Genomic DNA, 21838 nt, shown 5'->3' on the forward strand with positions numbered 1-21838 from the left:
ACAGGTAAGTAACCTGTCCGGAGTTTGCAGAGTCGCAACTTCTACGTGGGAGTCCTTAGTGAGAATCAGAACCCTGGCGGTCACGCTCACGCTCATCGCGGCGTCGCTGATCGCGCTTCCGGCACAGCAACCGGCCGCGGCCGCCGAGTCCCTGCTGTCGCAGGGCAAGACGGCCACCGCCTCGTCCATCGAGAACGGGGGCACCCCCGCCTCCGCAGCCACCGACGGAGACACCGGCACCCGCTGGTCGTCGGCGCACTCCGACCCGCAGTGGCTCCAGGTCGACCTGGGGGCCACCGCCTCGATCAGCAGGGTCGTGCTCCGCTGGGAGGCGGCTTACGCGAGCGCCTACCGGATCCAGGTCTCGGCCGACGGCGCCTCCTGGACCGACGTCCGGACCGTCACGGGTGGCGACGGCGGCGTCGACGACCTGACGGTGTCCGGCAACGGCCGGTACGTCCGCATGCTCGGCACGACCCGGGCGACGCCGTGGGGCTACTCCCTCTGGGAGCTTCAGGTCTACGGCGAGACGGGGACCACCGGCCCGGGCCCGGGCACCTGCTCGACGGCGAACGCGGCCCAGAACCGGCCCGCGACCGCCTCGTCGACCGAGAACGCGGGCACGCCCGCGTCGGCCGCGTTCGACGGCAACGCCGGGACCCGCTGGTCCTCGGCCGCGTCGGACCCGCAGTGGGTCCAGGTCGACCTCGGCTCGTCGCAGAGCATCTGCAAGGTCGACCTGAGCTGGGAGGCGGCGTACGCCACCGCCTACAAGGTCCAGGCCTCGGCCGACGGCACCACCTGGACGGACCTGAGGTCCGTCACGGGCGGGACCGGCGGGCAGGTCTCGTTCGACGTCTCCGGCACCGGCCGGTACGTCCGCGTCGCCGGCTCGGCCCGCGCCACCGGCTACGGCTACTCGCTCTGGGAGGTCGCTGTGCACACCGGCGGCGGCACGACGACGCCCCCGATCCAGGGCGGCGGGGACCTCGGCCCCAACGTGATCGTCGTGGACCCCTCCACGCCGAACCTGCAGGCGCGGTTCGACCAGGTGTTCGCGCAGATGGAGGCCAACCACTTCGGCTCCGAGCGCTACCAGTTCCTGCTCAAGCCGGGCACGTACAACGGCATCAACGCCCAGATCGGCTTCTACACCTCGATCTCCGGCCTGGGCCTGAACCCCGACGACGTGCGCATCAACGGTGACATCACCGTCGACGCCGGCTGGCTCAACGGCAACGCCACCCAGAACTTCTGGCGCTCCGCCGAGAACCTGTCCATCAACCCCGTGAACGGGACCAACCGGTGGGCCGTGGCGCAGGCCGCCCCGTTCCGCCGCATCCACGTGCTCGGCGGGCTCAACCTGGCGCCGGACGGCTACGGCTGGGCGTCCGGCGGCTACATCGCCGACTCGAAGATCGACGGCACCGTCGGCCCGTACTCGCAGCAGCAGTGGTACACGCGTGACTCCTCGGTGGGCGGCTGGACCAACGGCGTGTGGAACATGACGTTCTCGGGTGTCCAGGGCGCTCCGGCCACCAACTTCGCGACGGGGCCGTACACCAACCTGGCGACGACCCCCATCTCCCGCGAGAAGCCGTTCCTCTACCTGGACGGCACCGCGTACAAGGTGTGGGTCCCGGCCAAGCGGACGAGCTCGTCCGGCGTGACCTGGCCCGCCAACACGGGTGGTACCTCGGTCTCGCTCGACCAGTTCTACGTGGTCAAGGCGGGCGCGACGGCGGCGACCATCAACGCGGCGCTGGCGCAGGGCCTGAACCTGCTCTTCACGCCGGGCGTCTACCACCTCGACCGGACCATCCAGGTCACCCGGCCGAACACGATCGTGCTGGGCCTCGGACTGGCCACGATCATCCCGGACGCCGGGGTGGACGCGATGCACGTCGCCGACGTGGACGGCGTCCGGCTCGCGGGCTTCCTCATCGACGCCGGCGCGCAGCGGTCGGACACGATGCTGCAGGTCGGCCCGGCGGGGTCGTCGGCCGACCACAGCGCCAACCCGACCACCGTGCAGGACGTCTTCGTCCGCGTCGGCGGCGCGGGACCCGGCCTGGCGACCAACGGCGTCGTCGTGAACAGCGACGACGTGCTCATCGACCACACCTGGCTCTGGCGGGCCGACCACGGCGCCGGAGTGGGCTGGGAGACCAACCGCGCCGACTACGGCCTCATCGTGAACGGGGACGACGTCCTCACGACCGGCCTGTTCGTGGAGCACTTCAACAAGTACGACGTGGTGTGGAACGGCGAACGGGGTCGCACGATCTTCTTCCAGAACGAGAAGGCGTACGACGCGCCGAACGCGGCGTCGATCACCCACGACGGCATCGTCGGCTACGCCGGCTACAAGGTGGCCGACCACGTGAACACGCACGAGGCGTGGGGGCTCGGCTCCTACTGCAACTTCACGTCGGACCCGTCCATCGTGCAGCAGCACGGGTTCCAGGTCCCCGTGAAGCCGGGCGTCCGCCTGCACAGCGTCCAGGTCGTCTCGCTCGGCGGCATGGGCCAGTACGCCCACGTCGTGAACCAGACGGGTGCCCCGACCTCGGGGACGTCCACCATCCCGTCCAAGCTGGTCAGCTTCCCGTGACCCGGCGACCCACCTGAGCCCGCCGAGGTAGTCGCTCCGTCCGACGGAGCGACTACCTCGGCGGGTTGTTAACACGCGAGGTAGTCACCTCGCCCGACGGAGTGACTATCTCGGCGGGGGGCGGGGATCTCTCACACGGACACCTGCGCGTTGGTGAGAAAGATGTTGCGGCCCCGCAACTGCCGCCGCATTCCGGTGAAACTGCCACCTCGTACGGTCATCCGCATGGACAGCTCCGGTGCACCCCGCAAACTCGTCGTCGTCGGCGGCGGCATGGTCGCCCAGCGGTTCGTCGAGGCGCTGCGCGCCCGCGACACGGCCGGGACCTGGCAGGTCGACGTCTTCGCGGAGGAGCCGCGCAAGCCGTACGACCGCGTGGCCCTCACCAAGTACTTCGAGGTCCGCGACCCCGAGGAGCTGACCCTCGGCGACCCCGCGCTGTGGGACGACCCGCTGGTCACCCTGCACCGCGACTGCGCCGTCACGGCGATCGACCGCGAGGCGAGGACGGTCACGGACCGCCTCGGACGCGTCCACCCGTACGACGAGCTGGTGCTCGCGACCGGGTCCAACGCCGCGATGCCGCCCATCCCCGGCAACGACCTCCCCGGCGTCTTCGTCTACCGCACCATCGACGACGTCGCGGCGCTCCGCGGCTGGGTCGAGGAGAAGCGGGCCGCCGGCACCACCGAGAAGGGCTTCGTGAAGCCCGTGCGCGGCGCGGTGATCGGTGGCGGCCTCCTCGGCCTCGAGGCGGCCGGCGCGCTGAAGGCGCTCGGCGCCGAGGCCACCGTGATCGAGTTCGGCACGCACCTCATGGGCGTGCAGATCGACCTCGGCGGCGGCCACGCGCTCAAGCGCCTGATCAACGGCAAGGGCATCGGCGTCCGTCCCGAGACGGCCACCAAGGAGATGAAGGCGCACCGTCGCACCGGCCACGTGGGTCACCTCGACTTCGCGGACGGCGGCCGGCTGGACGTCGACGTCGTCGTGGTCGCCACGGGCGTGCGCCCCCGCGACGAGCTCGGCCGGGCCTCGGGCCTGGCGATCGGTGAGCGCGGTGGCGTCGTCGTCGACCTGGACTGCCGCACGGAGGACCCGAACGTCTGGGCCATCGGCGAGGTGGCCTGCATCGAGGGCCGCTGCATCGGCCTGGTCGCGCCCGGGTACGCGATGGCCGAGGTGGTCGCGGACCGTCTGCTGGGCGGCGAGGCCACGTTCCCCGGCGCGGACACCGCCACCAAGCTCAAGCTGTCCGGCGTGGACGTCGCGTCCTTCGGCGACGCGCACGGCCGCACCGAGGACTCCATGGAGGTGGTGTGGGCCGACCCCGCCGCCGGCGTCTACAAGAAGCTCGTCCTGTCCGACGACGCCCGCACGCTCCTCGGCGGCGTCTTCGTCGGCGACGCAGCGCCGTACGCGTCGCTGCGCCCCATGCTCGGGAGCGAGCTGCCCGGCGACCCGGGTGCCTTCCTGCTCCCCGAGGGCTCGGGCAACGGCGCCCCGGCCCTCGAGCTCCCCGACGACGCGAACGTCTGCTCCTGCAACAACGTCACCGCGGGCCAGATCCGTGGCGCCGTGACGGAGCACGCGTGCACGGACGTGGCGGCAGTCAAGGCCTGCACGCGCGCAGGCACCACCTGCGGGTCGTGCCTCCCGCTCGTCAAGAAGATCACCAACACCGAGCTCGAGCGGGCCGGCGTCACGGTCAGCAACGCGTTGTGCGAGCACTTCGAGCTCACCCGGGCCCAGCTGTTCGACGCCGTCCGGGTCGCCGACCTGCACACCTTCACCGAGATCATCGGGCGCTTCGGGCGGGCTGCGGTCGTGGCCGACGGCGCGGAGCCGGTCGCGAGCCCCGGCCGCGGCTGCGACATCTGCAAGCCGGTCGTCGCCTCGATCCTGGCCAGCCTCGGCAACGGCCACATCCTGTCCGGCGAGCAGGCCACCCTGCAGGACACCAACGACCACGTGCTCGCCAACCTCCAGAAGGACGGCACCTACTCGGTTGTCCCCCGCATGCCCGGCGGCGAGGTGACCCCGGACGGCCTGATCGTCGTGGGCCAGGTCGCCAAGGACTTCGGCCTGTACACGAAGGTCACCGGCGGCCAGCGGATCGACATGTTCGGTGCCCGGATCGAGCAGCTGCCCGACATCTGGCGCCGCCTCGTGGACGCCGGCTTCGAGTCGGGCCACGCGTACGGCAAGGCGCTCCGCACGGTGAAGTCCTGCGTGGGCTCCACGTGGTGCCGCTACGGCGTGCAGGACTCCGTCGGCATGGCCGTGGAGCTCGAGCTGCGCTACCGCGGCCTCCGCTCGCCCCACAAGATCAAGCTCGGCGTGTCCGGCTGCGCCCGCGAGTGCGCGGAAGCACGCGGCAAGGACGTGGGCGTCATCGCCACGGAGAAGGGCTGGAACGTCTACGTGGGCGGCAACGGCGGCTTCACGCCCCGGCACGCCCGCCTCTTCGCCGAGGACCTGACCGACGAGGAGCTGCTCCGTACGATCGACCGGTTCCTCATGTACTACGTGCGCACGGCCGACCGGCTGCAGCGCACGGCCGCGTGGATCGAGGACATCGAGGGTGGCCTCGAGGGCGTCCGCCAGGTCGTCATGGAGGACTCCCTCGGGATCGCCGCCGACCTCGACGCGGCCATGGCCCGCCACGTGGAGAACTACGAGGACGAGTGGCGCGCCGTCCTCGAGGACCCGGAGAAGCTGCGCCGGTTCTCGTCGTTCGTCAACGCCCCGAAGACCGCCGACCCGTCGCTCGCCTACGTGCCCGAGCGCGGCCAGGTCCGCCCGGCCACCGAGGCCGAGCGGGCGTCCGGTGTGGTCATCGCGGGGCCCAAGCTGGAGGTGCGTCGATGAGCGTCACGGAAGAACTTCCCACCGCAGGGGCCGCGGACGGCGGCGAGGTCCGCTGGGAGCGGGTCTGCCTGCACTCGGACCTGCTCCCCGAGCGCGGCGCGGCCGCCCTCCTCGGCGAGACCCAGGTCGCGCTGTTCCGGCTGGCCGACGGCGAGGTGGTCGCCACCCAGCAGCTCGACCCCTTCTCCGGGGCGAACGTCATGTCGCGGGGGATCGTCGGCACGCGGGCCGGCGTGCCGACGGTCGCGGCGCCCGTCTACAAGCAGGTGTACTCGCTCGAGACGGGCGAGTGCCTCGAGACGGCGGGCTACAGCCCCCGCCCCGGCCAGGAGCCACGTCTGGTGACGTACCCGGTCGAGGTGCGCGACGGCGTCGTGCACGTCGCGGTGCCATGACGGCCGGAGCCACCGAGGTGACCGGGCGCGTGACGCTCGTGGGCGGCGGCCCGGGGGCCGCCGACCTGCTGACGCTGCGCGGCTGGCGCGCCCTCATGGCCGCCGACGTGGTGGTCGCCGACCGCCTCGGGCCGCGCAGCGTCCTCGAGGAGCTGGACCCGCGGACCGAGGTCGTCGACGTCGGCAAGACCGCCGGGCACCACCCCGTGCCGCAGGAGGAGATCAACGCGATCCTCGTGGAGCGCGCCCGGCGCGGGCAGCGCGTGGTACGGCTCAAGGGCGGCGACCCGTTCGTCTTCGGGCGCGGCGGCGAGGAGGTGCTCGCCTGCCGCGCCGCGGGCGTGCCCGTCGAGGTGGTGCCGGGGGTGTCGTCGGCGGTGGGCGTGCCCGAGCTCGCGGGGATCCCCGTCACGCATCGCGGGATCACCGCGTCGTTCCACGTGACCAGCGGGCACGGCGGCCTCGATGCCGCGGCGCTCGCGTCGGTTCGCGACGGCGCGGCTACGCTGGTGATCCTGATGGGGGTGTCGATGCTCGGCACCATCGTGCGGCAGTCGCTGGACGCCGGCACCGACCCGGCCACCCCCGTCGCGATCGTGGAGAACGGCTCCACGCCTGCTCAGCGCGTCACGCGCGCCCGCCTCGACGAGGTGGCGCGCGTCGCCGCCGAGGAGGGTGTGGCAGCGCCCGCCGTCATCGTCATCGGTGGCGTCGCGGCGGACGGTGTGCTTGAGGAGGCTCGTGTCGGACGTCTGGCAGGTGCCCGTGGCTGACACCACGGCGGCGGCCCTCACCCCGGGGACCGGTGCCGGGCCTCGTCCTGCCCTCGGCCAGGTGATGGCCGGGTGCACGGTGCTCGTCACGGCCGACCGGCGGTCCGCCGAGCTGGCCGCCGCGCTCGAGCGCCGCGGTGCCACGGTGCGGCACGCGCCCGCGCTGAGCATGATCCCGCACATCGACGACGAGACCCTCGTCGAGGCCACGCGCGCGATCATCGACGCGCCGCCCGACGTCGTCGTCGTCACCACCGGCATCGGCTTCCGCGCGTGGATCGAGGCTGCCGACGCGCACGGCCTGGCCACGCCCCTCACCGCGATGCTGGCGGGCACGCGCATCGTGGCCCGCGGCCCCAAGGCGCGGGGCGCCATCCAGGCCGCCGGGCTCCAGGCCGACTGGGTCGCCGAGTCGGAGACGTCCGCCGAGGTGGCCGAGGTGCTGCTCAGCGAGGGCGTCTCGGGCCTGCGCATCGCGATCCAGCACCACGGGGCGGGCGCGGACGGCCTGGACGAGGTGTTCGAGAAGGCCGGAGCCCAGGTCGTCGGGCTCGTCGTGTACCGGTGGGGACCGGCCCCCGACCCGGCGGCGCTGCGCCAGTCGGTGCAGGCCACGGCCACGGGCGAGATCGACGCGGTCGTGTTCACGTCGGCGCCCGGTGCCGAGGCGTGGCTGCAGGCCGTGGAGGCGGAGGGCCTGTCGCCGTCGGTCCTGGAGCGGCTGCGCTCGGGGGCGACGATCGTGGCCGCCGTCGGACCGGTCACCGCCAAGCCGCTCGAGCAGCGCGGCATCACGCCGTTGCAGCCGGAGCGAGGACGCCTCGGCGCCCTCGTCCGCACGCTCGTGGGGCACTACGAGCACATCGAGTCCGTGGCGCTGGCGACCGTCGCCGGGTCGCTGCTGATCCGCGCGCGGGTCGCGGTGCTGGACGGGCAGGTGCTGCCGCTGTCGCCCACGGGGGTGGAGGTGCTGCGGCTCCTCGCGTCCGCCGGCGGGGACGTGGTGCCGCGCGAGCGCGTCCTCGACGTGCTGCCCGGCTACTCCACCGACCCGCACGCCGCTGAGGTGGCGATCGCGCGCCTGCGCGAGGCCACGAAGCGGCCGGACCTGATCCGGACCGTGGTGAAGCGCGGGTACCGGATCGCGCTGGCGGAAGAGGCGTAGTCGTTCCCCCGCGGGGCCGAACCCCCGCCCAGCGCGGCCGTCCGCCAGGCGCCCGCAAGCTCGTCTGCGCACCGCCTCAACGATCCGGTGACCTCGTGCGTCCTTGGGCCTGAGAGACGGACACGAGGGGGATCCCCATGGGGAACTGGGACGCGGAGCTGACCGACCTGGTCACACACCGCGGGCGGGCTCTGCTGAGCTACGCGTACATGCTGAGCGGGCATCCCCGGGAGGCGGAGGACCTGGTGCAGGACGCCCTCGTCAAGGTGTGCTCGCGGCTGCGCCGCCCGGCGTCGTCGGCGGACACCTACGACCTCGACGCAGAGGGCCCCACGGATCCCGAAGGGTATGTCAGGAGAGCCATCCTGACGCTCTACCTCGACCGGTACCGGCGCCGGCAGCGCTGGTCGGCGCTGAAGCACCTGGTTCCCGGGAACGCGGACGTGCGGGGTGCCGACCACGCCGCCAACGCCCGGGTGGACGTGTCGGCGGCCCTCAGACGGCTCACCCCCAAGCAACGTACGTGCATCGTCCTGCGCTACTTCGAGGACCTGACGGTGCCCCAGATCGCCGCCGCGACAGGCATGGCGGAGGGCACCGTCAAGCGACACCTCTTCGACGCGATGTCCCCGCTGCGCGGAGCGCTGGGCGACCTCGACGAAGCGAAGCGGACCACACCCGGGACCCTCGAGGGGAGGGCAGCACGATGAGCATCCACGATGGAAGAGACGAGTGGGCGACGTCCGACGAGGGCGCGGCGGTGTCCGCGGGACTGCAGGGACTGGCGGCCGAGATGGAGGCCGGCGGCGCTGAGGAGAACCTGATCGGCGGCCTGGGCGCGATGCGTACCCGTGTGCGTCGTCGGCGCGTGCTCAAGCAGGGCGCGATCGGAGCGGGCACCCTCGCCTTCGTGGGGCTCCTCGCGATCGGTGCGTCGCAGGCCGTGGTCTGGGACCGCACGGACCCGGTCGCGCCGGCGGTGACGCCCAGCCCGGAGCCGACGCCGACGCCGACGATGGTGCCCGAGCCGAGTCCCTCCCCGGAGGTGAGCTCGTCCCCGACGGCCATCCCCTGGGACGTGACCGTGCAGTACGAGGCGGGCTACCGGACCGCCGGGTGGCCCGAGTCGGCCGGCGTCGTGTGCGGGATGCCGGTCGCGGACCTGGCCTCCACGACCGCGGCGCTCAGCCTGGCCACGACGGGGAGCCTGGAGCCGCGCCCGCACGGGGAAGGGTCGGGCTGGCAGCTGCCGGTCCGGATCACGCTGGCGTCGGGCGAGCCGCAGCTTGTCGGCGAGCCGCTCCTCCTGTGGGCGCAGGACGGCGTGGTGGTCGACATGTCCGAGGGCTGGCACGACTGCGGGATCGACATCCCGGCTGCGCTCGCCACCGACCCGGTGTGGGAGGGCGTCGCGACGTCGCCCAGCTACACGACCTGCCGTCCTGAGACCCAGGACCCGGAGGCCTGGTACCAGGTCTACGACAACGAGCGGCCCGCTGGGCGGTTCGAGGTGCGTGCGGCGACGGTGTTCGACTTCGACGGGGACGGCGTGATGGGCCTGGTCGTCAGCGACGCGATCGAGGTGACCCTGACCGACGGCGTCGGGACCCGGGCCGCCGAGGCCACCGGGCAGCCGTCCGCAGAGGGCCCCGCCCAGCCGGCCTACGTTCCTGCCTGGCTCGCGGGCGGCCCTTTCGAGTGCGGGTCTCCGATCGTGGACCTGGCGGGCCGGGCGGCGGGCGGCGGACCCGTCCTGGGCATCGACGAGGACAACTTCCTCGGGGTTCCCCTCCGCAGCCTGGCGACGAGGGTGTACCGGGGTGGCGTGCCGCTCGACGGGTACGCACCGCACGCACAGATCGCGTGGGCGAAGGACGGGCAGGTGGTCGCGTTCGGGCCCGCGCCGTCGGGTCCGCAGGAGCGGCTCACCGCCCGAGAGCCGGGTCAGTACGCGCAGACCACGACGGACGTGACGGCCGTCGCAACCTGCACCGCGGGCGCGACGCAGCACGACGCGCTCCCGCCGGGCCGCTACCAGGCGGTGGTGTACCTGCCGGTGAACGCCACGGAGGCCTACGACCCGGCGACCGCCGTCTGGGCAGTGAGCATCCTCTGGGAGGTGGACCTGGGGGCGGACGGCACCGTCACTCTCGTCAGCGGGCAGGCCGTGTAGATCCGCCGCACAACGTTCCGGCGCCGCGGCGCGTCATGCTGGGTATGACGACGAACGCGAGCGCGGGAGGTGGCGGTGGCCGGCTGGCAGGACGAGCTGGGTGACCTCATGGCCACCCGCGGCCCCGCACTGGTCCGGTATGCGCAGATGCTGTGCGGGGACCGCGCCCAGGCGGAAGACCTGGTCCAGGACGCCCTGGTGAAGGTCTTCTCCCGCCTGCGCGGGCCCGGGGCGCGAACCCCAGGGGCCGTCCCCGGCGTCGCCGTCCACGACCTCGAGGCGGCCGGGATCACGAGCGCGGAGGCGTACGTGCGGCGCACCATCCTCACGCTCTACCTGGACGGCTACCGCCGCCGGCAGCGATTCCGGATCCTGCGGCCGCTCCTGGCCGAGCCGGGCCACGCGCCGTCCGCCGAGGGCGCCGCGTCGGCCCGGGCGGACGTCACCGCAGCACTCGCGCGGCTGGCGCCGAGACAGCGGGCCTGCGCGGTGCTCCGGTACTTCGACGACCTCACGGTGCCCCAGATCTCCGAGGCGCTGGGCATCGCCCAGGGCACGATCAAGCGCTACCTCGCAGAGGCGACGGCACAGCTCCAGGAGTCGCTGCGCATCGACGACACACCCAGCCCCGAAGGGAGGGCCGCACGATGAACCGCCAGCATGACGAGTGGTCCGACCCGACGGCGGGTCTCCTGAGCCGAGCGATGCACGAGGCAGCGGACGAGATGCCGGAGACAGACCTGTACACGACCGCGTTCGAGAGGGTGCGGGGGCGCGTGCGCCGCCGTCGGGCCGCGAAGGTGGGCGGCCTCGGGGCCGTGTCCCTCGCCGTGGCCGGGGCGCTCGCCGTGGGCGCGTCGTCGATCCTGCCGGACCGGACCGAGCCCGTCGTCCCCGCGACGCCGACGCCGTCCGTGACTGCGCCGGACCCGTCGGACGGAGCGATCCGCGAGGGCCACACGCCCGGCTGGCTGGCCGGGACCGGCCTGACCTGCGGCATGCCCGAGGCCGACCTGGCCGCGGTGGCCGGGGCCGGCGAGTACTCCCTCGACGTCACGGGCAACCTGACCGCGACAGCGACCTACGACGGCTCCACGCCGTGGGCGTACCGGTACGCGCTGCCTGTCGGCCTCACGGCTCCGGTGGACCTCGGCGACCCCGTGATCACCCCGGTCCTGGTCTGGAGCGTCGACGGACGGGTCGTCGACCTCGGGGACGACCGGGCGGGCGCCGAGCCGTTCGGGCAGACCCCGTCCGACCGGTACAACGGCGCGGTCGGCGACGTCGTCTCCGGGTGTGCCGTGGAGGGCGCGGCCGGCACGCTGGGGGACGGCTCGTACCAGGTGCGCGCGCTGACGCTGGTGCACCCGATCAGCGGGGCGGATCCCGAGCTCGCGGTGAGCGACCCCGTGGAGCTGGTCGTCGAGGGCGGGCAGGTGTACCAGCAGGGGCTCGCCTCCGGCATCCCGATGCCGGTGGAGTTCGAGGTCCCGCCGGACGCCCGTGGCCGGAGCGAGGACGTGGGACAGCTGGTCAGCGCGTCGCTCGTGGACCGGTCGGGCGACCGTCCGCAGGACGTGACCTTTGTCGACTCGCCGCCCGCCGACGGCGGCACCTACCGCATCGAGGCGCGCTGCACCTCGACGGACCCGGCGGACGTGGTGACGTTCCAGCCGTTCGCGGGAGACGCGATCGCCGGGGGCGACAGCGACGGCGGCGGCATGGTGCCGTCCAACCAGGCCCAGGCGCTCGAGGCCCCGTGCGACGGCACGCTGTGGACGTCGGACCCGTGGGCCTCGGGAGACGCCGCCGGCCTCCCTGTCGCGCTCCACTTCCGGGAGGTGCCCGACGGCGTCGTGGTCGCCTATGCCCGGATGGTTCCGACCGGTGGCGCCTCCGCGGAGTGCTCCGCCGGGTCGGCGCCCGACCTGGGCGCACCTGACCTCTCCGGCGTGCCCGCGGCCGTCGCGGACAAGGCCTCGGCCCTGTACGCGGCCGCCGTGGCCTGCGACGAGGCCGCTCTCGTAGGGATCGCACAGGCGGACGACACGGTGCTGTCCTCCGGTGGGGTGGAGACCGACCCGGCGCAGGTGCTCGCGATCCCCGAGCCCGACGACCCGCGGTACGGCGTGCTGGTGCGGCTCCTCGCCGGGACCCGCGGTGAAGCTCTCGAGGACGGCACCTGGGTCTGGCCCCGCCTGCAGACAGGCCGGTACGGCGACGGCGCGGAGGCCGACGCCGCCTGGGCCGAGGTGGTCTCGGTGGGCCTCGTGTCGCCGGAGGACGCCGCCGCGATGCGGTCCGGCGGCGGCTACCTCGGCTGGCGGATCGGCGTCACCCCGGACGGCACCTGGCAGTTCTTCGTCGGGGGGGACTGAGCTCCGCCCGGCGGGCGGCAGATAATGGGCGGGTGACCGACGCGAACACCCCCGCCCCGTCCACCAGCTCGACACCCGTCCCGGAGGAGGCGAGGGCCCACGCAGCGGACCTCGCCTCCTTCGTGACCGCCTCGCCGTCGTCGTTCCACGCGGCTGCCGAGGTGGTCCGGCGCGCCGAGGCGGCCGGGTTCGAGCGCCTTGCCGAGGCCGAGGCCTGGGACGTGGTCCCCGGCGGCCGGTACGTCGTGGTGCGCGACGGCTCCGCCATCGCCTTGGCGGTCCCGGCCGCCGCCGGACCCACCACGCCGTTCACCATCCTCGGCGCCCACACCGACTCCCCCGGGTTCAAGCTCAAGCCGCGGCCCACCACCGGGTCGGCCGGGTTCTGGCAGGCGGGGGTCGAGGTGTACGGGGGCCCCCTGCTCAACTCCTGGCTCGACCGCGAGCTCGAGCTCGCGGGCCGGGTCGTCACCCGGGACGGCGCGGAGCACCTCGTCCGCACCGGGCCCCTGCTGCGCATCCCGCAGCTCGCCGTCCACCTCGACCGCGCCGCCAACGAGGGCCTCACCCTCGACAAGCAGCGGCACACCCAGCCCGTCTGGGGCCTCGGCGACACCCAGGACGCGGACGTCCTGGGGGCGCTCGCGGCGGAGGCGGGCATCGACCCGGCGCACATCGGGGGGTACGACGTCGTCGTGGCCGACACCCAGGAGCCCCGTACCTTCGGCGCGGGCCAGGTCTTCCTGGCATCGGGCCGGCTCGACAACCTGCTGTCGGTGCACGCGGGCGTGACCGCCCTGCTGGCCCACGCGGGTGGCGAGGCGCGCGCCCAGGGTGCCGCGACGACGTCGGGCGGCATCGCTGTGCTCGCGGCCTTCGACCACGAGGAGATCGGGAGCGAGAGCCGGTCCGGCGCGGCCGGGCCGTTCCTGGAGGACGTGCTCGCGCGCGTGTCCGGGGCCCTGGGCGCGGGGCCGGAGGAGAGCCGGCAGGCGTTCGCGGCGTCGTTCCACGTGTCGTCCGACGTGGGCCACGCCGTGCACCCGAACTACCCCGAGCGGCACGACCCGGCGAACCGCCCTGTCGCGGGCGGCGGGCCGATCCTGAAGATCAACGCGAACCAGCGCTACGCGACGGACGCGCACGGCGCGGCGCGCTGGTCGGCGGCGTGCGCCTCGGCCGGCGTGCCGAGCCAGGAGTTCGTGTCCAACAACGGGATCCCGTGCGGTTCGACGATCGGCCCGATCACGGCGACCCGCCTCGGGATCCGCACCGTCGACGTGGGCGCCGCGATCCTGTCGATGCACTCGGCGCGCGAGCTCACGGCGGTGGTGGACCCCTGGTACCTGTCGCGCGCGATGGGTGCCGTCCTGGCGGGCTGACACCCGTGGCCCGGGGCCTCGCACTGCGGCCCCGGGCGTCACGGTGTGCTGGTCAGCGGCCTCCGGTCACGACCGGCAGAGGATGTCCTCGACGGTCCAGACGTGGGCGTCGGCCTCCTCGCGGAGCTGCTCCAGCAGCTCGTCCCGGACCCGCGGGTACCGCGAGAGGTGGTCGAGGGACGGCACCACGACGTGCCGGGCCTCTGCGCGCCGGAGCTCGGCGGTGAGCTCGTTCAGCGCGCCTCGCTGACCGGGGGTGCTCTCGTGGAAGGTGGTGGCGAAGCAGAACCCCTCGGCCTCGGCCAGGCGCCGGAGGCGTTCCTCCATCTCCACCACGTCGTCCCGGCACGACGCGTCGGTGACCCGCAGGTAGCCGTACATGAGCGGCTTGAGCGCCGCGTCGGAGGTCAGGGACCTCCTACTCTCGCCCCTCACAGGACCGCGAGATTTCGCTCGGCGAGCAGTGCCTGCTCGCACGGCCACAACGTTCCGCAGACGACGCACTCGAGCCCGTCGTGCGCGTGGCGGTCCAGCACGGCGGTGGCCGTGGTGCGTAGAGCGTCCATCGAGACTTCGACCGAGGTGTTCCAGTTCATGCCAGTGCCCCTCCTGGTATAACGGCGTTCGTCGATGTGTCAGGTCCGGGCTGTTTTATCCGGTGTCCGACACCTGGACGTCGCGGCCCCCTGGCCGCGGCGTGCACCAAGGTTTTGGCTCGTTCGAAGTGCATGCACCTGCTGCCGGTGATATCACAGAGGTGATTCGATCGTGCCAAGCGGCATAAGGGCGAAAAGCCGGACACTGGGGGATGCAGTGGCACGTGGGACCGTACGGACGTGCGCGCGCTGTGGCTGCGTGCTGAGTCGTTACAACTCGGATGATCAGTGCGCCGCCTGCCGGCGCACCGAACGCGTACCGGTGGTGGAGATGCCCACCGTGCCGGCACGCGTGTGGGACGACGCCGGGGTGCGAGCCGCCCTGGCCGACTGGGACTTCGGGCGTGTCAGCCGCCTGATCCGGCAGCTGGTGCCGCTGCGGCAGGAGGACGTCGCGGCGCTCACCGGGCTGAGCCAGTCGTACCTGTCGATGCTGGAGTGCGGCGAGCGCCGGCTCACCGACATCGCGCGGGTGGTCCAGTTCCTCACCGGCCTGGGGACGCCGGCGGAGCTGGTCCGGCTGCCTCTCCCGGTGCCGCAGGCGCCAGGGGCCCGCGGGGGGTCGGGCGCCGCGCCCGCCACCGTGTCGTCGGGCGGCGCGTCGTCGTCGGCGGGGTCCGGAGCCGTCGCAGTGGGTACCGTGTCGGCGACCGCGGCCGACCCGGCCGCAGAGGGCAGCACCACGGACCAGGACTGCGCCCTGGACGGGGAGCGGCCGTGGACGGCCGACCGCATGCTGGCGGCCCTCGGCAACGCGCTCCGGCGGGGCGCCCAGGAGGAGCGGCCCGGTGCGCGCGGCGCCACGGGGGCGCCCGTGAGCGGCGTGGCCCTGACGGCGTTCGTGCACCACTGGGGTGCGGAGGAGGCCGAGCCGCTGGCCCGGGCGGCCGGGGGCGCACGCGTCTCCGCCGAGCTCTGCCATCACCTCCAGGGCACCACCGACGAGCTGCGGGTCATGGATGCCGGGAGCGGCAGCGGGGCCGTGGCGGACCTCGCACGCGCGCACCTGACGCTCGTGGCGCGGGTCCTCGAGAACAGCACGTACGACGCGGAGACCGGCCGGCAGCTGGCGGCCGTCGCGGCGGACACGGCGGCGCAGACGGGCTGGTTCGCTTTCGACGCGGGGCGGCACGAGGCGGCTCAGCGGTACCTGCTCGCGGGGCTCCGCGCCGCGCGCGCGTCCGGCGACGAGCGGCTGGGCGCGGAGGCGCTCAGCTATCTCGCGATCCACGGGTACTCGAACGGGCACCCGCGTGACGCCGTCGTGGCGGCGCAGGCCGCCCGGCAGAAGGTCAAGGGCCTCCAGGCCCCGGCCCTCGAGGCGATGCTCCTCACCCGTCAGGCCCGCGGGCATGCCCGGCTCGGGGAGCGGGAGGCGACGCTCCGGGCTCTCGGCGAGGCCGGGGAGCTGTGCGGGGCGGGCCGCGGAGCGGGGGACCCGCACTGGCTCTACTGGATGAACGACGGTGAGATCCACGGTCAGACGGCGTCGGCGAGCGTCGACCTCGGGGACACCGCCCAGGCGCTGAAGAGCTTCGACCGGGCGGTGGGTGCCATCAACGAGGGCGAGCACAGGACCCGGGGCCTGCTCCTGAGCCGGGCCGCGCGGGCTCACGTCCGGGCCGGCGACCTGGAGGCGGCCTGCGAGAGCGGGGCGCAGGCCGTGGGGCTCGGCGAGCGCGTCCAGTCCGCACGGCTGCGGGACCACCTCAGGGACCTCGCGCGGGCGCTCGAGCCGGCGGCGAGGGCAGCACGCACGCGGACGCACAGCGAGGTGCGCGCACTGACCGAGCGGATCGCGGCAGTCACCGCCCCGTGAGGCCCGACGGCGCCGCAGACACGACCCGGACAGAAGAGGTCCAGGGGGTGAATGCGGCGCCGTCGGCAGGCAAATTGTCTGGAGTCGCCCCAAGTGTCCGCACCTTGCGCGTCCTCGTCCTCTGGGACATCGACCGGACGCTGCTCTACGTGGGAGAGGTCGACCGGCAGGCGTACCGCGAGGCGTTCGCGGAGGTGGTGGGGCGGCCGGCGGAGCGGCTCCCCGCGCGGGGCACCGGGGTCACCATGCCGCGGGCCGTCGCCGGGATGCTGCTCGACAACGGCGTCCCCGAGATGGACGTGCCGCGCCTCCTGCCCCGGATGCTGGAGATCGTGCCGCAGCGGTTCGCCGCGCACCTGGAGGACGTGCGGCGCGACGGCGTCCTGATGCCCGGCGCGGTCGAGTCGCTCGCCGCGGTGGCCGTGGAGCCGGACATCGTGGCGTCCGTCGTCACCGGGAACCTCCGGCCCAACGCGCTCGTGAAGCTCACGGTCTTCGGGCTCGACGCGTACCTGGACCCGGACGTGGGCGGCTACTCGTCGGACCACGACCACCGGCCCGCGCTTGTCGCCGTCGCCCAGGGCCGCGCCGCCGCCCGGTACGGTGTCGCGTTCGACCGGACCTCGACCGTGGTGGTGGGCGACTCGCTCGAGGACGTCCGCACGGGTCTGGAGGGCGGGGCACGGGTGGTCGGGGTCGCCGCCGGCACCACGTCGGCACAGGCGCTGGAGGAGGCGGGGGCCGACGTCGTGCTGCCCGACCTGACCGACCCGAATCGGCTGCTCGAGGCAATCCGCCTGCTCACAGGCTCGGCGACATCGTGACCAGGTCTTGACCGCGAGCGCTCGTGACCCGTGTCACATGTGAGTAGACTCGGCGGATCCCGCCGTCGACGATGCCGGCGGGACCTCTCACATCCCCAGATCGGGTCAACCCTTTCGTGAGGCAACCCCAGTTGTTCGTCGAGGAGGACGGATGCAGACGCTCGAACCGACCAGCATCACAGTGGTCACGGTGATCGCAGTCATCGCGGTGGCCGCTCTCGGCTTCGCCTACGTCCTGCGCAGGCAGGTCCTGGCGGCACCCGAGGGCACGCCGAAGATGCAGGAGATCGCCCTCGCGGTCCAGGAAGGAGCTGCCGCCTACCTGAACCGGCAGTTCCGCACCCTGGCCCTCTTCGCCGTGGTGGTGTTCGCCCTCCTGTTCCTGCTGCCCGCGGCCGACGGGGGCGTCCGGATCGGACGCTCCATCGCGTTCCTCGTGGGCGCCGGCTTCTCGGCGGCCATCGGCTACCTCGGCATGTGGCTCGCGGTGCGCGCCAACGTGCGGGTCGCCTCGGCCGCGACGCGGCCGAACGGCCGCGCGGAGGGTGCCCGCATCGCCTTCCGGACCGGTGGAGCCGTGGGCATGTCGGTGGTGGGCCTCGGTCTGCTGGGCGCCGCGCTCGTGGTGCTCATCTACCGCACCGAGGCGCCCGCCGTGCTCGAGGGCTTCGGCTTCGGCGCGGCCCTGCTCGCCATGTTCATGCGTGTGGGCGGCGGCATCTTCACCAAGGCGGCCGACGTCGGCGCGGACCTGGTCGGCAAGGTCGAGCAGGGCATCCCCGAGGACGACCCGCGTAACGCCGCCACCATCGCGGACAACGTGGGCGACAACGTGGGCGACTGCGCCGGCATGGCCGCCGACCTGTTCGAGTCGTACGCCGTCACCCTCGTGGCAGCCCTCATCCTGGGCCGCGCCGCGATGGGTGAGCAGGGCCTCGTGTTCCCGCTGATCGTCACCGCGATCGGCGCGTTCGTGGCCCTCCTGGGCGTCTTCATCACCCGGGTGCGCGGCTCGGAGAGCGGCCTCACCGCGATCAACCGCGGCTTCTACATCTCGGCACTCGTCGGCGCGGCCGTGGCCGGCGTCGCGGCGTTCGTCTACCTCCCGTCCTCGTTCGAGGGCATGAACGGGACGGCCGACCTGTCCGGCGTCACGGCCGACCCGCGCGTCGTCGCTTCCCTCGCCGTCCTGATCGGCGTGGTCCTGGCGGGCGTCATCCTCTGGGTCACCGGCTACTTCACCGGCACCACCTCCAAGCCGACCCTCCACGTGGCGGCGACGTCCCGGACCGGCGCGGCCACCGTCGTGCTCTCCGGCATCGGCGTGGGCTTCGAGTCCGCCGTCTACACCGCGGGCATCATCGCGGCGGCGATCTGCGGCGTCTTCCTCATCGCGGGCGGCTCGATCCCGCTCGCCCTGTTCCTCGTCGCCCTGGCGGGCTGCGGCCTCCTCACGACGGTGGGTGTCATCGTCGCGATGGACACCTTCGGTCCCGTGAGCGACAACGCCCAGGGCATCGCGGAGATGTCGGGCGACGTGGACGAGGAGGGCGCGAAGATCCTCACCGACCTCGACGCCGTCGGAAACACCACGAAGGCCATCACCAAGGGCATCGCGATCGCGACGGCAGTGCTCGCCGCGACGGCGCTCTTCGGCTCGTACCAGGACGCCGTGACCACCGCCCTCGCCGAGGTGAGCGAGCGCGGCACCGGCCTGGTGACGTCGATGCTCAGCTACGAGATCGTCTCGCCGGTGACCCTGGTGGGCCTCATCCTCGGTGCGGCCACCGTGTTCCTGTTCTCCGGCCTCGCGGTCGACGCCGTGACGCGGGCCGCGGGTGCGATCGTGTTCGAGGTGCGCCGCCAGTTCCGCGAGCACCCGGGCATCATGACGTTCGACGAGCGTCCCGAGTACGGCAAGGTCGTCGACATCTGCACCCGGGACTCGCTGCGCGAGCTGGCCACCCCGGGCCTGCTGGCGGCCTTCGCGCCCATCGCCGTGGGCTTCGGCCTCGGTGTGGGCCCGCTCGCCGGGTTCCTCGCGGGGGCCATCGGCACCGGCGTGCTCATGGCCGTCTTCCTCGCCAACTCGGGCGGCGCCTGGGACAACGCGAAGAAGATCGTCGAGGACGGCAAGTACGGCGGCAAGGGTTCCGACGCGCACGCGGCCACCGTCATCGGTGACACCGTGGGCGACCCGTTCAAGGACACCGCCGGCCCGGCCATCAACCCGCTCATCAAGGTGATGAACCTGGTGGCGCTGCTCATCGCGCCGGCCGTGGTCATGCTGAGCGTGCCGGCCGACGCCAACCACGTGCTGCGGATCGGCATCGCCACCGCGGCGGCCGCCGTCGCCTTCGGCGCCGTGATCTGGTCCCGCCTGCGTGCGTCCCGCGTGGACGCCGAGCAGGAGGCCGAGCAGTCCGCCCTGGCGGTGAGCAGCTCCGTCTGACGTCCCCGGTCGGCGTCTCCCGCTGGCCGAGCATGCGGATGTGGCCGATCCTGAGCCCAGGACCGGCCACATTCGCATGTTCGGCAAGGGAGTCACATGGTCGCGATGTCCCCCACGGTGGCCCATCCGCGGACCGTCCGCGCCGGGCACCTGGTGCTCGGCTGGTCCCTCCTGGCTGCCGGGGCGGCAGTGGACCTGGTCCGCGCGCTCGGCACCTACGCGTCGATGCACCTGGTGCTCATCGTCGCCGCTCTGGTCTTCGCGCACTGGCGCCGGGAGCCTCGCCTCGTGACGGTCGTCTTCTGGGCGGTCGCCGGCGTCGCGCTGGCGGAGTCGTTCCTGGCCTTCCTCGGCGACGGTCTCACCATGGCGCACCCCTGGTGGGGCCTGGGCGCCGTCGTGCTGCTGCTCGGCGGGGTGGGTGTGCTGCGCCAGGTGCCGCCGCGCTGACCGTCGCGTGAGACCCGGTACCGCCCCGAGATCGGCGTGATCATGCGGATCGTGGCCGTCTGACCAGCAGGTTCGACGCGGCCCCCGCCATAGGTCTAGGTTCTGCCACCACGCGCCCGCGTCGAGGGAGAACCGCCATGAGCACCGCAGTCCCGCAGCCTGCCGGGTCGCCGTTCGTCACGTACGTCCCGGTGGCGATGGCCCCGCCGCGGAGCCATCTCGGCCTTGCGCTCCTCGCTCTCGTGCTGTTCGCCCCCGCAGGGATGCTCGCGGTCGTGCACGCGGGACAGGTGCGCCGCCGGTGGCGCGCGGGCGACGTGGCGGGTGCGCGGGCGGCCGCCGCCCGGGCCCGGCTGTGGTCGGCGGTGGCGGTCCTGGTCGCCCTCGCGGCGGCCGCCGTTGCGCTGGCGCTGGCGGCGGCCGGGTCCGCCGGCGTGGCCGTCTAGATGCCGTCACCGTCCCGAAGACGCGGCGCGGACGGACTCTCCCGCGACCAGGACTCCTACCAGGGGCCGTGGTCCCGGTACTCTTCGCCATCATGAGTGGCACGTCACGACGCAAGGCATCGCGAGGTGGTCGGTCGGGCTCCCGAGCCGCCGCGCCGCCGGCGAGCAGCGCCCTGGCGTGGGCCGAGGGTCTGGCCGGGGCCGCACCCGTCGACCCACCCGCCGACGGCGCCCCTGGCGCCCCCGACTTCCCCGGTGTCCCCGAGGCCCCGGACGAAGCGCCTGCCGCGGAAGCGCCGTCGCCGTTCGGGCGGGCCGCGGGGGTGCCCTGGGGCGGCACCACCGGACCGGCCGCCGGCGAGTGGTCCGAGACCCACACCCTCGGCGTCGGCATCTCGCCCGAGATCGCTGCGGCCGCCCGTGCTCGCGCCGCGGGCGGCTCACCCTTCGGCTCCCCGTTCGGCACGACGACGGACGCGGGGCCGGCCACGTCCGTCGGCTCACCGTTCGGCGCCCCGGGAACGGCGGAGACGGCTCCGCCGTCGGGCGAAGGGCCCGCAGGCGGCGAACCGGACGGCGCGGCGGGCCCCTGGGGCGCCGTGAGCCCTGTGCCGGCCACCGGTCGCCGGGACAAGGCCGAGAAGCCCGGGAAGGGCGGCAGGGGAAAGAGCAAGGGCAAGGGCCGCACGACCGAAGAGCGCCCCGCCCGCGTGGCACCCGTGGACGAGGCTGTGCCCGACGAGTCGTCCGTGGGCCAGGTTGCCGGCCCCGTCGCCGACCCCATGGTCGACCCCGCTGCCGCTCCCGAGCCTGCGGACGGTGGCCCCGCGGCGATCCCGCCCAAGCGCAGGCGGGTCCGGCCGGGCCAGGTCGACCCGGACGTGGCACCGCCGTCGATCGCCCCGGCGCGTCGAAGCCGCGGGGGCGGTCACGGCGACGGGTCGTCGACGCGCGTCTCGCGGAGGCGCCTCGGCGTGCCCCCGTTCGCCGACAAGCCCCTCGTGCTCGTTCTCGCGGGCGTGGTGGCTCTGGGCCTCGGCCTGGGTGCCGGATGGGTCCAGGGCGCCCGGAGCGAGGCCGAGGACAACCTCCCTCCGACCACCCCGCAGGCGTGCGCCTCGGCCACCTGGGCCTGGGCGCAGTCCAACAGCGCGCAGTCTGTGATCTCCGCCGACGACCCCGTGAGCCTGCGCACGGGCTTCATGAAGGCGCGGGACGCCCTGGACGGGGTCGCTCCGCCGGCCGCGATCGCCGAGGACTGGGCGACGGTCCAGTCCTTCATCACGGCCATGGCGACGAGCCTCGAGCCGGTGGACCCGGCGAACCCGGAGGCGCTCCTCGCCGCGGCGAACGAGGGCGGGACGGGCCTCGACCAGCCGAAGATGACGGAGGCGGCGGGCAGGGTGCAGGAGTACCTGTCGCGCAGCTGCGCCGACTGAC

Annotated in this window: 18 protein-coding genes; 16 read left to right on the forward strand and 2 right to left on the reverse strand. The window is 73.6% G+C overall.

Features of this window, described 5'->3' with window-relative positions; genetic code table 11:
- Positions 1-58: 58 nt before the first annotated feature.
- From D1350_RS01305 to D1350_RS01350, 10 genes are all read left to right on the forward strand, one after another.
- Positions 59-2614, forward strand: a complete 2556-nt coding sequence (locus D1350_RS01305) for a discoidin domain-containing protein (protein ID WP_125773081.1) — start codon at positions 59-61, stop codon at positions 2612-2614.
- Positions 2615-2839: 225 nt separating this feature from the next.
- The gene (gene nirB, locus D1350_RS01310; protein WP_125773083.1) at positions 2840-5485 is read left to right on the forward strand and encodes a nitrite reductase large subunit NirB; all 2646 of its coding nucleotides are present in this window, start codon (positions 2840-2842) and stop codon (positions 5483-5485) included.
- On the forward strand, positions 5482-5880 hold the full coding sequence (gene nirD / locus D1350_RS01315; RefSeq protein ID WP_125773085.1) for a nitrite reductase small subunit NirD: 399 nt from the start codon (positions 5482-5484) through the stop codon (positions 5878-5880). Before nirB ends, nirD begins: the two co-directional genes overlap by 4 nt.
- Entirely contained in the window at positions 5877-6653 is a 777-nt protein-coding gene (gene cobA, locus D1350_RS01320; RefSeq protein WP_125773087.1) for a uroporphyrinogen-III C-methyltransferase, read from the forward strand. The genes nirD and cobA overlap by 4 nt, the downstream gene beginning before the upstream one ends.
- 64 nt (positions 6654-6717) lie before the next feature.
- On the forward strand, positions 6718-7818 hold the full coding sequence (locus tag D1350_RS01325) for a uroporphyrinogen-III synthase (RefSeq protein WP_125773928.1): 1101 nt from the start codon (positions 6718-6720) through the stop codon (positions 7816-7818).
- A gap of 137 nt (positions 7819-7955) precedes the next feature.
- Complete coding sequence (locus tag D1350_RS01330) at positions 7956-8528, forward strand: sigma-70 family RNA polymerase sigma factor (RefSeq protein WP_125773090.1); 573 nt, start codon at positions 7956-7958, stop codon at positions 8526-8528.
- Positions 8525-9991 carry a hypothetical protein gene (locus tag D1350_RS01335; protein WP_125773092.1) on the forward strand — a complete coding sequence of 489 codons (1467 nt, stop codon included), beginning with the start codon at positions 8525-8527 and terminating at the stop codon, positions 9989-9991. The genes D1350_RS01330 and D1350_RS01335 overlap by 4 nt, the downstream gene beginning before the upstream one ends.
- Positions 9992-10066: 75 nt before the next feature.
- On the forward strand, positions 10067-10642 hold the full coding sequence (locus D1350_RS01340) for a sigma-70 family RNA polymerase sigma factor (RefSeq protein ID WP_125773094.1): 576 nt from the start codon (positions 10067-10069) through the stop codon (positions 10640-10642).
- Positions 10639-12369 (forward strand): hypothetical protein, encoded by a 1731-nt coding sequence (locus tag D1350_RS01345; protein ID WP_125773096.1) that lies wholly within the window; start codon positions 10639-10641, stop codon positions 12367-12369. The genes D1350_RS01340 and D1350_RS01345 overlap by 4 nt, the downstream gene beginning before the upstream one ends.
- Before the next feature lie 32 nt (positions 12370-12401).
- Entirely contained in the window at positions 12402-13751 is a 1350-nt protein-coding gene (locus D1350_RS01350; protein WP_125773098.1) for a M18 family aminopeptidase, read from the forward strand.
- 66 nt (positions 13752-13817) lie between these two features.
- Here the strand turns inward: D1350_RS01350 and D1350_RS01355 are convergent, their stop codons facing one another.
- Both D1350_RS01355 and D1350_RS23530 read right to left on the reverse strand, forming a co-directional pair.
- The gene (locus D1350_RS01355) at positions 13818-14186 is read right to left on the reverse strand and encodes a recombinase family protein (RefSeq protein WP_206074379.1); all 369 of its coding nucleotides are present in this window, start codon (positions 14184-14186) and stop codon (positions 13818-13820) included.
- Entirely contained in the window at positions 14183-14347 is a 165-nt protein-coding gene (locus D1350_RS23530) for a hypothetical protein (RefSeq protein WP_164544988.1), read from the reverse strand. Before D1350_RS23530 ends, D1350_RS01355 begins: the two co-directional genes overlap by 4 nt.
- Before the next feature lie 331 nt (positions 14348-14678).
- On the opposite strand from D1350_RS23530, the gene D1350_RS01360 reads away from it, so the two are divergent.
- The 6 genes from D1350_RS01360 to D1350_RS01385 all read left to right on the forward strand — a co-directional run bounded on the left by D1350_RS01360 (position 14679) and on the right by D1350_RS01385 (position 21837).
- Positions 14679-16226 carry a helix-turn-helix domain-containing protein gene (locus D1350_RS01360; RefSeq protein ID WP_125773100.1) on the forward strand — a complete coding sequence of 516 codons (1548 nt, stop codon included), beginning with the start codon at positions 14679-14681 and terminating at the stop codon, positions 16224-16226.
- Positions 16227-16330: 104 nt separating this feature from the next.
- A complete protein-coding gene (locus D1350_RS01365; RefSeq protein ID WP_125773102.1) occupies positions 16331-17050 on the forward strand; it encodes an HAD family hydrolase in 720 nt (239 codons plus the stop codon).
- Between the two features lie 151 nt (positions 17051-17201).
- Positions 17202-19502: a sodium-translocating pyrophosphatase gene (locus D1350_RS01370; RefSeq protein ID WP_125773104.1), complete on the forward strand. Its 2301-nt coding sequence runs from the start codon at positions 17202-17204 to the stop codon at positions 19500-19502.
- Between the two features lie 96 nt (positions 19503-19598).
- Complete coding sequence (locus D1350_RS01375; RefSeq protein ID WP_125773106.1) at positions 19599-19952, forward strand: hypothetical protein; 354 nt, start codon at positions 19599-19601, stop codon at positions 19950-19952.
- Between the two features lie 137 nt (positions 19953-20089).
- On the forward strand, positions 20090-20398 hold the full coding sequence (locus D1350_RS01380; protein WP_125773108.1) for a CD225/dispanin family protein: 309 nt from the start codon (positions 20090-20092) through the stop codon (positions 20396-20398).
- A 92-nt stretch (positions 20399-20490) separates the two neighbouring features.
- Positions 20491-21837: a hypothetical protein gene (locus D1350_RS01385; protein WP_125773110.1), complete on the forward strand. Its 1347-nt coding sequence runs from the start codon at positions 20491-20493 to the stop codon at positions 21835-21837.
- Position 21838: the final 1 nt, after the last annotated feature.

Origin of the sequence: Antribacter gilvus (assembly GCF_003946865.1) — a bacterium.
Classification (GTDB): Bacteria; Actinomycetota; Actinomycetes; order Actinomycetales; family Cellulomonadaceae; genus Antribacter; species Antribacter gilvus.